Consider the following 12528-nt stretch of genomic DNA (forward strand, 5'->3'; position numbering starts at 1 on the left):
CCGATGCGGGCGCTCCTTTTACAAATCCAGCACCAGCCGGCTGCCTTTGGCGCGCGAGCAGCAAATCAACAGGGTTTGCTGCGCCGCGCGTTCTTCGTCGCTGAGATACTGATCGCGGTGGTCGGCTTCCCCCTCGACGATGCGGGTTTCGCAGGTGCCGCAAATGCCTTCGCGGCACAGGCACTCGACCCTGGCTGCCTTGCTGTTTTCCAGCGCCTGCAGGATGGTCATGTCTTCCGCCACTTCAAGTTCAATACCCGATCGAGCCAGCACCAGCGTAAAGGCGCCGCCCGCCGTGTCTTCGGCGGCAAAGGCTTCGCTGTGTAAACGCGCGGCATCGATACCCCGTTCGGCGGCGATCCGGTAGACCGCTTCGTTCAGCGCCGCCGGGCCGCAGACGTAGATATGGGCGCCGGGTTCCACGTCGGCCAGCGTGCGCGCCAGATCCAACCGGCCGCCAAGGCTGGAGACATGGCAACTGACGTTGTCTGCGAACGGCGCTTGCATCAGCTGCTGCTGGAAGGCGTTGTGCTCTTCACTGTGGAAGCAGTAGTGCAGATGGTAGCGTTGGCCGCTGCGTTGCAGCTCATGCAGATGGGCCATAAACGGCGTGATGCCGATGCCGCCGGCGATCAGCACGTGATGTTGCGCTTCCGGCGCCAGCGCGAACAGGTTATTCGGGGTGCTGATGGTCAGCGTATCACCGATCGCCAGCCGATCGTGCATGAAGTCGGAACCGCCTTTGGAAGGGGACTCACGGCGCACGGCGATCTGGTAACGGTCGAGCTCGAACGGTGAACTGAGCAGCGAATAGGCGTTGCTGTAGCGCCGCTCGCCGTCCTGCATTTGCACGATGATGTGGCTGCCGCCGCTGAAGGCGGGCAGTGGCCGGCCTTGCGGATCCGCCAGGGTAAAGCGCTTGACCTGTGCGGTGATGGTTTCGATGTCGACGACGCGAACATCAAGCATCTGATAGCTGGTCATTCATTGGCTCCAAAGCGCGGGCGTCCCCGCGCATAAAAAAGTTATACCGCCTGGCACAGGTATTTGAGCTCCAGATAGTCTTCGATGCCGTATTCGGAGCCTTCACGCCCCAGGCCTGACTGTTTCACTCCGCCGAACGGCGCCACCTCGTTGGAGATAAGCCCGGTATTGATGCCGACCATGCCGTACTCCAGCCGTTCCGAAACGCGCCAGATGCGTGCCGCATCGCGGGTGTAGAAGTAGGCGGCCAAGCCGTAGATGGTATCGTTGGCCTGACGGATCGCCTCGGCTTCGTCATCGAATATCACCAGCGGCGCGACCGGGCCGAAGATCTCTTCTTCCAGCAGCAGCGAGCCGGGCTGCACGTCGCCCAGCACCGTCGGGGTGAAGAAATTGCCGCCCAGCGCGTGCGGCGTGGCGCCGGTCAGCACCTGAGCGCCTTTGCTCAGCGCGTCATCGAGCAGCTCCAGCACCTTGTCGCGCGCCTTGCGGTTGATCAGCGGGCCTATTTGCACGCCCGGTTCGAAGCCGTTGCCGACCTGCAGCGCCGCTACCCGGGCGACAAACTTCTCGGCGAACTGGGCGTAAACGCCGCGCTGTATGTAGAATCGGTTGACGCACACGCAGGTCTGCCCGGCGTTGCGGTATTTGGCGATCAGCGCGCCTTCCACCGCGGCATCGATGTCCGCATCGTCAAACACGATGAACGGCGCGTTGCCGCCCAGTTCCAGCGACACCTTCTTGATGGTGTCCGAGCTCTGGCGCATCAGCAGCCTGCCCACCGGCGTGGAGCCGGTAAAGCTGAGTTTGCGCACCTGCGGGTGGCGGGTCAGCTCGGCGCCGATCGCCTGTGAGTTGCCGGTCACTACGTTGAACACCCCGGCGGGAATGCCGGCGCGCTCGGCCAGTTCGGCCATCGCCAGCGCCGAATAAGGGGTTTCGTTGGCGGGTTTGACCACCAGCGTACAGCCGGCCGCCAGCGCCGGCGCGGCCTTGCGGGTGATCATCGCCGCCGGGAAGTTCCAGGGCGTGATCGCCGCGCACACGCCGATGCCCTGCTTCAGCACCATCAGTCGTTTATCGCTGCTCGGCGAGGGGATGATGTCGCCATTGGTGCGCTTGGCCTGTTCGGCGAACCATTCGATAAAGGAGGCGGCGTAGCGGATTTCGCCCAGCGATTCCGCCAGCGGTTTGCCTTGTTCCAGCGTCATCAGGCTGGCCAGATCCTGCTGCTGTTCCAGCATCAGTTCGAACCAGCGGCGCAGCAGCTGCGCGCGCTGTTGCGCCGGCAGCGCGCGCCAGCCTTCCAGCGCCTGCTGGGCGGCGTCGATCGCCGATTGGGTTTCGGCCGTCGCCATGTTGGGCACGCTGCCGATGAGTTGGCCGGTGGCGGGATCGCTCACCGGCAGGGTTTCCTGGTTGTCGGCGTCGCGCCATTGGCCGTTGATGTAGGCCTGTTGGCGGAATAGCGCCCGATCGGAAATATTCACGAGAACCTCACAAGTCAGGGGAAGGGGCCCTTGGGCCCCGTCGCATCAGGGTTGATAAACCTGCGCCAGCAGGTTGTGGAAGTGGGCGATGCCGTGCTCGCTGACGCCGCTGCCGGCGCCGTCGGCCATGATGCGCCCCTGGCCGCGATAGCCGCGCGATTTGAGGCCTTTTTGCACGCTCTCCACCAGCCGCAAATCTTCCGGGCGGAACACGTCGCGGTACCAGTCGATCAGTTTGAGCTGTTCGTCGCTCAAATCGGCGTTGGTGAAGTAGATGTCGTAGTGCTGCAGGGTGGTTTCCGCATCAACCGGGAACTCATAGATCACCGTCATCATGCCTTCCAGCGGCGGCATGTTGAACATGGTGCACGGCCACAGCCAGATGCCGTGGAAGCTGGCTTCTTTACCCTCTTCAAACTTGAACGACTGCTCGGAAGGGCGGGCGTAGCCGAACTGCAGCGTCCAGTTGCCGTGCAGGGTGTGCCAGTAGCGGTCGACCTGCACCGAGTCGGCGAAGCCGGGGTGCGCCGGGCCGCAGTGGTAGCACTCGAGGTAGTTGTCGACGATGTTCTTCCAGTTGGCCGGGGTGCGGGTGACGAAGCGCGCCGCCAGCTTGAGATCGTCGACCTGCGGGCAGGCCTCGCGCACTTTGGCGCCGAGGCCCGGCAGCTGGTCTTCCACCGTGCCGGCCTGCGAGTCCAGATTGACGTAAATAAACCCGGCGTACTCTTCGACCCGCACCGGCACCAGATGCGAGTTTTCCTTATCGAAGTTCTGCACGTTTTCGCAGTTGCGCGCGTGCGCCAGTTCGCCGTCCAGCTTGAACGCCCAGGCGTGATAAGGGCAGGTGATGACGTTTTTCGCCCGGCCGTCGCCCGCCAGCAGCTGGTGGCCGCGGTGCGGGCAGACGTTGTAAAAGGCGCGCAGTACTTTGTCGCGGCCGCGCACCACCAGAATGTTTTCACCGATGATCTCGCGGGTGATGTAGTCGTTCGGTTGGGCGAGCTCGCTGCGGTGCGCCACGCAGATCCAACTGGTGGCGAACACCTGCTCTTTCTCGTGCTCGAACGCTGCCTGGTGGGTATAGAACCGGGCCGGAATGGTGTAAGCCTCGCGGGCGTCGGCGCAGAAGTCTTTCGGTAAGGTAAATTCAGGGATCAGAGTGCTCATAAGTTAACCTTCCTCTTTTCTTATTGTCATTTCGCCATAGGGCGCGGTTGATACGACGATGGAGCGGAGAGTTCGGCGGCCGGCTGCGCGTCTGGCAGCGCCGGTGGGCTGCTTTCGATCAGGTGCGCCGGGATGGCCGCGTAGTCCTGTTTCAGCCAGCGGGCAAAGCCGTAGGTTTTCACCAGCAGCACCAGCAGGAACGGCAGCGCGGTCAGGATCACCGTGGTTTTCATGGTGTCCAGCGAGGCGCCGGTAAACAGGATCGACAGCGGGATCAGGGTGATCACCACGCACCAGAACAGGCGCAGCATCGGGCTGGGATCTTGCCCCTCCTGCAGGTTGCGGGTGCTGGTGGCGGCCATGGTGTAGGCCACGGCGTCCATGTGCGAGGCCAGGAAAATGATCATGATGAACAGATAGGCGGCCAGGAACAGCTTGCCGAGCGGCAGCGCTGTCAGCAGCATCTGCACGGCGGTTTCGCCGCCCTGGGTGCTGAGGATCTCCGGCACGTTGAGCTGCCCGCTGATGAACTGGTGCATGGCGTAGCTTTCCAGCGAACCGAAGAAGAACCAGCAGCCGAGGGTGCTGCCGAGCAGCAGCGCCCAGATCACTTCTTTAATCTTGCGGCCGCGCGAGACGCGGGTGACGAACATCGCCACGCCCGGGGTATAGGAGATCCACCACAGCCAGTAGAACACCGTCCAGCTGCGGCTGAAGCTGCCGTCGCCCATGGGGTCGGTGAACAGGCTCATCTGCAGGAAGTTTTGCGCCGTCAGGCCGATGGCGTTGATGGTGTTGTTGATGGTGAACTCGGTGGGGCCGACCAGCAGCACCAGCCCGGCGAAGGCGAAGGCGCCCCAGCCGACCATTTTGCTCAGGCGCTGCATGCCGCCGTCGATGCCGATGTAAGAGCTGAGACAGAAGATCACTGCCGCCAGCAGGATCACCGTCGCCTGTACCGTGAAGTTATCCGGGATGCCGGTTAACGCCGTCAGCCCGCGGGTAAAGGTGGAGGCGGTCAGCACCAGCGAAATGGTGAGGGCGCCGACGGTGGCGACCAGGAAAATCAGATCCACCATCCGCCCGATCGGGCCGTTGGCACGCACGCCGGTGATGGCGGCAATGATCCCCGACAGGCTGAGCCCTTTGTTCTTACGCACGTGGAAGTGGTAGGCCATGATCAGCGAGGCGAGGGCGTAGGTCGCCCAGGCGCTCAGGCCCCAGTGGAAGAAGGAGTAGCTGATGCTGTATTCCAGCGCCTTTGGGGTGCGCGGCGCGATGTTCAGCCCCGGCGTCTGGTAATAATACGCCCATTCCATCACCCCCCAGTACAGGGTGGACGAGCCCAGGCCGGCGCAGATGAACATGAACAGCCAGGCCAGCGTGGAGTATTGCGGTTTGCCTTCGCCGAGGCGGATGTTGCCGTATTTGCTCAACGCCAGATACAGCACCACCAGCAGGGCGATCAGCACCAGGATTTGAATGGTTGAACCGAACAGCCGGGTGACGCCGTTGAAAATGGTGTTGGCGATAAGCGCGGATTGGGCCGGAAAGAGCATCAGGCAAAGGGCGATCAGCGCAATGCTGCACAGGCTGATGGCGATGAGCGTGACATCCTTTTTGGGATTGCTCTGCATGGGAGTGAACTCCTGTTATCGGTGGTGGACCGGTGCGCAAAGCGTAGGGGGCGCCCGGGCCTTATTGGTTTGAACCCTTTGTTTTGTTACACCGCGAGGAGCAAACGCCCCGGCTGAACGCTGCCGGGAATATTTACTCTTCATTAACATTTTTGAGTGTGCACAAATTACAGGAGGGCCACAATTAGGGCATCTGTAAAAGGATAAAACACAGTATGTAAACAATTTGTTGTGATCTTGACCGGGGTATTGGCGTGCCTTCTGCGGTGGTTTTCAACGGATTTGCGGCGGCGATCGATGCGGAAAAACGGACGTGGCAAAGCAGGGCGCGGAAGGGCGCCCTGCGCGGGAAAATCTGCGGCGTTCAGCGTTGCAGCAGGGCGGCGATCGCCTGGCCGACTTGCTGGGTGGAGGCGTCGCCGCGCATGTCCGGCGTGCGCGGCCCGTCGGCGATGATGCGTTCGATCGCCTGCAGGATGCCGTCGTGCGCCTGGCGGTAGCGGGCATCGCCGTCGCCGAGGAAGTCCAGCATCATCGCGCCGCTCCAGATCATGGCGATCGGGTTGGCGATGTTTTTGCCGAAAATGTCCGGCGCCGAGCCGTGTACCGGCTCGAACAGCGACGGGAAGTTGCGTTCCGGGTTCAGGTTGGCCGACGGCGCGATGCCGATGGTGCCGGTACAGGCCGGGCCGAGATCCGACAGGATATCGCCGAACAGGTTGGAGGCGACCACCACGTCGAAGCGTTCGGGGTTCAGCACGAAGCGCGCGCACAGAATATCGATGTGCTGTTTATCCCAGGCGATATCAGGGTATTGGCGCGCCATCTCCGCCACGCGCTCATCCCAGTACGGCATGCTGATGGCCATGCCGTTGGACTTGGTGGCGGCGGTCAGACGCTTGCGCGAGCGCTGCTGCGCCAGCTCAAAGGCGTACTTGAGGATGCGGTCCACGCCCTGACGGGTGAACACCGATTCCTGGATCACCATCTCGCGTTCGGTGCCTTCGAACATCCGTCCGCCGAGCGAGGAGTATTCCCCTTCGGTATTTTCGCGCACCACGTAGAAATCGATGTCTCCCGGCTGCTTGTTCGCCAGCGGGCAGGGCACGCCGGGAAACAGTCGCACCGGGCGCAGGTTGACGTATTGCTCGAAGTCGCGGCGAAATTTAAGCAGTGAACCCCACAGCGAAATGTGGTCGGGCACCGTGTCCGGCCAGCCGACGGCGCCGAAATAGATGGCGTCGAAGCCCTTGAGCTGCTCAAACCAATCGTCCGGCATCATCTGGCCGTGGTGCTGGTAGTAGTCGCAGCTGGTCCACTCGAAGGTGTCGAATTCCAACGACAGATCCCAGCGCGCCGCCGCCGCCTGCAATACCCGTATGCCTTCCGGCAACACTTCCCGTCCGATACCGTCCCCGGGGATAGCGGCAATCTTGTAAGTTTTGCTCATACAGAGGTCTCATTTGTAGGTAGGGGAGATTGACAACACTCTTATCCTATAATTGACTAAATGTTAATCAATCGCGAAAACGGTGAAACATAAAACACGAATCATGAACAATATGCCGATCCTGAGTGACCTGCGGGTGTTCGTGCTGGTGGCGCGTCGCGCCGGGTTCGCCGCCGCCGCCGAAGAGCTGGGTGTTTCGCCTGCCTTTATCAGCAAGCGTATTGCGCTGTTGGAGAAGGCGCTGGACGTGTCGTTGCTGCACCGCACCACGCGGCGGGTGGCGATCACCGAAGACGGTGAACGCATCTACGAATGGGCGCAGCGCATTCTCAACGATGTCGATCAGATGATGGACGAACTGTCCGAGGTGCGCCAGGCGCCGCAGGGCATGCTGCGCGTGGTCAGCAGCTTCGGCTTCGGCCGGCGTTTCGTGGCGCCGGCGCTGTCGGCGCTGGCGCGGCAGTACCCGCAGCTGGAACTGCGGCTCGACGTGTCCGATCGGCTGGTGGATCTGGTCAGCGAAGGATTCGATCTGGATATCCGCATCGGCGACGATATCGCCCCCAATTTGATTGCGCGCAAGCTGGCGGACAATCAGCGCATCCTGTGCGCTTCGCCGGCGTACCTGCAGCGCCACGGCGTGCCGAAAAATCCGGCTGAGCTGGCGGGCCGTTCCTGTCTGGTGATCAAGGAACGCGATCACCCGTTCGGGCTGTGGCGGCTGCAGGGGCCGGGCGGCGAAGAGACGGTGAAGGTGACGGGGGCGCTGGCGTCGAACCACGGCGAAATCGTGCACCAGTGGTGCCTGGACGGGCAGGGCGTCGCGCTGCGTTCCGCCTGGGACGTGAAAGAGAACATCGATAGCGGCAGGTTGGTGCACATCCTGCCGGAGTATTATCAGCCGGCCAACATCTGGGCGGTATACGTTTCCCGGCTGGCAACGTCGGCGAAAGTGCGGGTGACGGTCGAATTTTTGCGCGACTATTTTCGTGAGCACTACGGCGAAACGGGGCCGGCGAGCGAAAATCCGTCGCGGTCTTGAGGCCAAAAATGTGCGCCAGATCATCTTATGCTCGTAAAACTCCCCTCCGTTACCTGAGGAACTGTTGCACCTGTTCCTTTTGCCAAAACTTTGGTTTATGCTCAGCTGAAGCGTTTCAGTTGAAGCACTCTTCAACAGAAATGCCGATGTGACGGCGGTGAAAAAACGCTGAAGCGCGGGAATAATGCAAACTCGGCGATTCACAGCGGGCGGTACGATCCACTACTCTATGCGGGTTAGTGAGACAACCAGTCAGCGCCGGGCGGCGCCGGTGAGTCACCCGGCGTGGACGGCCCTTTTTCAGGAGCAGCATGACCATCCGCATAGCGATAAACGGCTTTGGCCGCATCGGCCGCAGCGTATTGCGCGCACTGTACGAATCGGGACGACGGGCGGAAATCTCCGTGGTGGCGATCAACGAGCTGGCGAACGCCGAAGGCATGGCCCATCTGCTGAAGTACGATTCCAGCCACGGCCGCTTCGCCTGGGATGTGCGGCAGGAGTGCGACACGCTGAGCGTCGGAGACGACGCGATTCGCCTGTTGCACCAGCCGGCGGTGGAGCAGTTGCCCTGGGGCGAGCTGGGCGTCGACGTGGTGCTGGACTGCAGCGGCGTGTACGGCAGCCGGGCGGATGGCGAAGCCCATCTGGCGGCGGGGGCGAAGAAAGTGCTGTTCGCCCATCCGGGCGGCAACGATCTGGACGCCACCATCGTGTTCGGCGTTAACCATCAGACGCTGCTGGCGGAACATCGCATCGTGTCCAACGCCTCGTGCACCACCAACTGCATTATTCCGGTGATCAAGCTGCTGGACGACGCCTACAGCATCGAGTCCGGCACCGTGACCACCATTCACTCGGCGATGAACGATCAGCCGGTGATCGACGCGTATCACGCGGATTTGCGGCGCACCCGTGCGGCGAGCCAGTCGATCATTCCGGTCGATACCAAGCTGGCCGCGGGCATCACCCGCATCTTCCCGCAGTTTTGCGACCGCTTCGAGGCTATCTCGGTGCGCGTGCCGACCATTAACGTGACGGCTATCGATCTGAGCGTCAGCGTGAGCGCCGCGGTGAAGGTGGCGGAGGTCAACCAGCTGTTGCAAAAGGCCGCACGGGAATCATTTCGTGGTATAGTTGACTACACGGAATTACCATTGGTCTCGATCGATTTTAACCATGACCCGCACAGCGCTATCGTCGACGGTACGCAGACCCGGGTCAGCGGGCAGCACCTGATAAAGACCTTGGTCTGGTGCGACAATGAATGGGGCTTTGCCAATCGGATGTTGGATACAACACGGGCAATGGCCGCCAGCGGTTTCTAGTACGGCGGCGCCGGCGTGATTGGCGCGCTGCTCAGGCAATTTTATAGAGATTCAATAAAGAGGGTTCACCATGTCTGTAATTAAGATGACCGATCTGGATCTGGCGGGTAAACGCGTACTGATCCGCTCCGATCTGAACGTGCCGGTAAAAGACGGTAAAGTGACTTCCGACGCGCGTATCCGCGCTTCCCTGCCGACTATCGAAGCTGCGCTGAAGCAAGGCGCCCGCGTGATGGTAACCTCCCACCTGGGTCGTCCTACCGAAGGCGAGTACAACGAAGAATTCTCCCTGCTGCCTGTGGTCAACTACCTGAAAGACCACCTGAAATCCCCAGTGCGTCTGGCGAAGGATTATCTGGATGGCGTCGACGTCGCCGAAGGCGAACTGGTGGTGCTGGAAAACGTCCGCTTCAACAAGGGCGAGAAGAAAGACGACGAAACCCTGTCCAAGAAATACGCGGCGCTGTGCGACGTGTACGTGATGGACGCATTCGGCACCGCGCACCGCGCGCAGGCTTCCACCCACGGCGTGGGCAAGTTCGCGCCTGTCGCCTGTGCCGGCCCGCTGCTGTCCGCCGAGCTGGAAGCGCTGGGCAAAGCCCTGGGTAACCCGGCCCGTCCGATGGTCGCCATCGTGGGCGGTTCTAAAGTCTCCACCAAACTGACCGTGCTGGATTCCCTGTCCAAAATCGCCGATCAGCTGATCGTCGGCGGCGGCATCGCCAACACCTTTGTGGCGGCGCAGGGCAACAACGTGGGCCAGTCCCTGTACGAACCGGATCTGATCCCGAACGCGCAGAAACTGCTGGAAACCTGCGACATTCCGGTGCCGACCGACGTGCGCGTGGCGACCGAGTTCTCTGAGACCGCGACCGCGACCGTGAAGCCGGCGAGCGAGATCCAGGACAACGAGCAAATTCTGGATATGGGCGACGTCTCTGCCGAGCGTCTGGCCGTTATCCTGAAGAACGCCAAAACCATTCTGTGGAATGGCCCGGTTGGCGTATTCGAGTTCCCTAACTTCCGTAAGGGCACCGAAATTGTCGCCCGCGCGATCGCCGATAGCGACGCTTTCTCTATCGCTGGCGGCGGCGACACTCTGGCAGCCATCGATCTGTTCGGTATCGCTGACAAAATCTCCTACATCTCCACCGGCGGTGGCGCATTCCTGGAATTCGTTGAAGGGAAACCGCTGCCTGCAGTCGTGATGCTGGAAGAGCGCGCTAAGCAGTAATTCAGACAACGGGAGGCGAAAGCCGCCCGTTTGTTTTATACCGCACGGCTAACGCTGCGCGGCGTGAAAACATCGATTTACATCCATCTACGGCCGACGAAACAGGACAAAGTAACATGTCTAAAATTTTTGATTTCGTAAAACCGGGTGTCATCACGGGTGATGACGTTCAGAAAGTCTTCGCAGTTGCTAAAGAGAACAACTTTGCGCTGCCAGCGGTAAACTGCGTGGGTACCGACTCCATCAACGCAGTGCTGGAAGCCGCGGCTAAAGTGCGCGCGCCGGTCATCGTTCAGTTCTCCAACGGCGGCGCCGCGTTCATCGCCGGCAAAGGCGTGAAGACCGATGTGCCTCAGGGCGCAGCGATTCTGGGCGCTATCTCCGGCGCACACCACGTTCACCAGATGGCTGAACACTACGGCGTGCCGGTGATCCTGCACACCGACCACTGCGCGAAGAAACTGCTGCCATGGCTGGACGGCCTGCTGGACGCCGGCGAGAAGCACTTCGCCGCTACCGGCAAACCGCTGTTCTCTTCCCACATGATCGATCTGTCTGAAGAATCTCTGGAAGAAAACATCGAGATCTGCAGCGCCTACCTGAAGCGCATGGCCAAAATCGGCATGACGCTGGAAATCGAACTGGGCTGCACCGGCGGTGAAGAAGACGGCGTGGACAACAGCCATATGGACGCTTCCGCGCTGTACACCCAGCCGGAAGACGTGGCTTACGCGTACGAAAAACTGAACGCCATCAGCCCGCGCTTCACCATCGCAGCCTCGTTCGGTAACGTGCACGGCGTGTACAAGCCAGGTAACGTTAAGCTGACTCCGACCATCCTGCGCGATTCTCAGAAATACGTTTCCGAGAAATTCAACCTGCCGCATAACAGCCTGAACTTCGTGTTCCACGGCGGTTCCGGTTCCAGCGATGCGGAAATCAAAGAGTCCGTCAGCTACGGCGTGATCAAGATGAACATCGACACCGACACCCAATGGGCGACCTGGGACGGCATCCTGCAGTACTACAAAGCGAACGAAGCTTACCTGCAGGGCCAGCTGGGCAACCCGAAAGGCGCCGATCAGCCGAACAAGAAATACTACGATCCACGCGTCTGGCTGCGCGCAGCGCAGACCAGCATGGTGACGCGTCTGGAGCAGGCCTTCAAAGATCTGAACGCGGTAGACGTTCTGTAATCTTCGCCAGCTGTTGCACTATGCAAAAGGCTCCCTGCGGGGAGCCTTGTTGTTTATGACAAGCCTGATGGCGTTGCCTGGCTCGCCGTTGGCAAAATATAAAAAATAAGGAAAATCAATTTATTGATTTTCGGCTGATGATCACAAAGGAGGAAAAACCACGTTTTTTCCTCCTTTGTTTGTGATTAAAAGGCTCCCTGCGGGGAGCCTTTTTCGTTTTCAGCTCAGCAAGCCGGCGCCGACGTTGATAGACAGGCCCAGGATCAGCATGTTGAACGCGAAGGAGATCACCGACTGCAACAGGGTGATCTTGCGCACCTCTGCCGCGCCGACCGCCACATCGGCGGTCTGCGACGCGACCGCGATGGTGAAGGAGAAGTAGGCGAAATCCAGATAGGTCGGCTCGGTGAGGTTGCCGGGGAACAGCAGCGGCAAAGGATCCTGCTGTGCGCCCTGGCGATAAAACTGATGAGCATAGTGCATGGTGAAGGCGGTCGGCAGCAGCAGCCAGGAAACCGCCAGCGTTCCGCCGGTTAGTGCCAGATGCAGGGTTTTCAGCGAGTCGCTGGCCTGTTTGGCGCTGCTCAATTCGAACAGGATCGCCAGAATGCTCACCAGACAACCGAAACTGACCAGCGCCAACACCGTGCTGGCGCTTTCGTCCTGCCGCCGGGCGATCTGGCGAATGTGCTGCGGCGTGCTGACCAGCATCAGCCGCCAGAGAAACAGTAGATAGAGCCAGGCCAGCGTATTCCAGCCGATCATCAAACGCTGCAGCAACGAGAGCTGGGCGGGCAGCAGCAGGAAGCACAACAGCCCGGCGCCGACGGAAAACAGCAGCCTGGGCCGCACTTGCCAATAGTGTTTGAGCGAAGAGCGAATGTGCATGAAGAACGGATCCCTTGTCGTGAAATGGCCAACGCGCTGTTCTCAGCATAGAAGAAGCGGCGGGCGGTTTCGGCTATTTTTAACGCTGACGGTTGGCATGAGCCTTTAA

Annotated in this window: 10 protein-coding genes; 4 read left to right on the forward strand and 6 right to left on the reverse strand. The window is 60.8% G+C overall.

From position 1 onward, the window contains the following. Positions 1 to 18 precede the first annotated feature (18 nt). From L085_RS08225 to L085_RS08245, 5 genes are all read right to left on the reverse strand, one after another. Positions 19 to 984: a PDR/VanB family oxidoreductase gene (locus tag L085_RS08225; RefSeq protein ID WP_044030522.1), complete on the reverse strand. Its 966-nt coding sequence runs from the start codon at positions 982 to 984 to the stop codon at positions 19 to 21. Between the two features lie 41 nt (positions 985 to 1025). Next, on the reverse strand, positions 1026 to 2474 hold the full coding sequence (locus L085_RS08230) for an NAD-dependent succinate-semialdehyde dehydrogenase (RefSeq protein ID WP_044030523.1): 1449 nt from the start codon (positions 2472 to 2474) through the stop codon (positions 1026 to 1028). A 45-nt stretch (positions 2475 to 2519) separates the two neighbouring features. Further along, positions 2520 to 3644, reverse strand: a complete 1125-nt coding sequence (locus tag L085_RS08235; RefSeq protein ID WP_015378998.1) for a ring-hydroxylating oxygenase subunit alpha — start codon at positions 3642 to 3644, stop codon at positions 2520 to 2522. Positions 3645 to 3670: 26 nt separating this feature from the next. Further along, complete coding sequence (locus L085_RS08240; protein WP_044030524.1) at positions 3671 to 5281, reverse strand: BCCT family transporter; 1611 nt, start codon at positions 5279 to 5281, stop codon at positions 3671 to 3673. A gap of 364 nt (positions 5282 to 5645) precedes the next feature. Beyond that, positions 5646 to 6731: a tartrate dehydrogenase gene (locus L085_RS08245; RefSeq protein WP_044030525.1), complete on the reverse strand. Its 1086-nt coding sequence runs from the start codon at positions 6729 to 6731 to the stop codon at positions 5646 to 5648. Positions 6732 to 6813: 82 nt separating this feature from the next. Here L085_RS08245 and L085_RS08250 point away from each other — a divergent pair, with 82 nt between their 5' ends. The 4 genes from L085_RS08250 (at position 6814) to fbaA (ending at position 11531) form a co-directional block, all read left to right on the forward strand. Next, positions 6814 to 7773 (forward strand): LysR substrate-binding domain-containing protein, encoded by a 960-nt coding sequence (locus L085_RS08250; RefSeq protein ID WP_274517900.1) that lies wholly within the window; start codon positions 6814 to 6816, stop codon positions 7771 to 7773. A gap of 311 nt (positions 7774 to 8084) precedes the next feature. After that, on the forward strand, positions 8085 to 9101 hold the full coding sequence (epd, locus tag L085_RS08255; protein ID WP_004931582.1) for an erythrose-4-phosphate dehydrogenase: 1017 nt from the start codon (positions 8085 to 8087) through the stop codon (positions 9099 to 9101). Positions 9102 to 9171: 70 nt separating this feature from the next. Continuing rightward, positions 9172 to 10335 carry a phosphoglycerate kinase gene (pgk, locus tag L085_RS08260; protein WP_015378994.1) on the forward strand — a complete coding sequence of 388 codons (1164 nt, stop codon included), beginning with the start codon at positions 9172 to 9174 and terminating at the stop codon, positions 10333 to 10335. Positions 10336 to 10451: 116 nt separating this feature from the next. Next, positions 10452 to 11531: a class II fructose-bisphosphate aldolase gene (fbaA, locus tag L085_RS08265; protein WP_004931586.1), complete on the forward strand. Its 1080-nt coding sequence runs from the start codon at positions 10452 to 10454 to the stop codon at positions 11529 to 11531. A gap of 219 nt (positions 11532 to 11750) precedes the next feature. On the opposite strand, the gene L085_RS08270 is transcribed toward fbaA, so the two are convergent. Then, positions 11751 to 12419 carry a DUF1345 domain-containing protein gene (locus tag L085_RS08270; RefSeq protein WP_044030526.1) on the reverse strand — a complete coding sequence of 223 codons (669 nt, stop codon included), beginning with the start codon at positions 12417 to 12419 and terminating at the stop codon, positions 11751 to 11753. Positions 12420 to 12528: the final 109 nt, after the last annotated feature.

The sequence above is a fragment of the Serratia sp. FS14 genome (assembly GCF_000695995.1).
Taxonomy (GTDB): Bacteria; Pseudomonadota; Gammaproteobacteria; order Enterobacterales; family Enterobacteriaceae; genus Serratia; species Serratia nematodiphila.

Excerpts from the sequence above, each read along its gene's own strand:
- L085_RS08225 (WP_044030522.1), bottom strand. The coding sequence starts at position 984 with ATGACCAGCTATCAGATGCTTGATGTTCGCGTCGTCGACATCGAAACC.
- L085_RS08235 (WP_015378998.1), bottom strand. The coding sequence starts at position 3,644 with ATGAGCACTCTGATCCCTGAATTTACCTTACCGAAAGACTTCTGCGCC.
- L085_RS08240 (WP_044030524.1), bottom strand. The coding sequence starts at position 5,281 with ATGCAGAGCAATCCCAAAAAGGATGTCACGCTCATCGCCATCAGCCTG.
- L085_RS08245 (WP_044030525.1), bottom strand. The coding sequence starts at position 6,731 with ATGAGCAAAACTTACAAGATTGCCGCTATCCCCGGGGACGGTATCGGA.
- epd (WP_004931582.1), top strand. The coding sequence starts at position 8,085 with ATGACCATCCGCATAGCGATAAACGGCTTTGGCCGCATCGGCCGCAGC.
- pgk (WP_015378994.1), top strand. The coding sequence starts at position 9,172 with ATGTCTGTAATTAAGATGACCGATCTGGATCTGGCGGGTAAACGCGTA.
- fbaA (WP_004931586.1), top strand. The coding sequence starts at position 10,452 with ATGTCTAAAATTTTTGATTTCGTAAAACCGGGTGTCATCACGGGTGAT.
- L085_RS08270 (WP_044030526.1), bottom strand. The coding sequence starts at position 12,419 with ATGCACATTCGCTCTTCGCTCAAACACTATTGGCAAGTGCGGCCCAGG.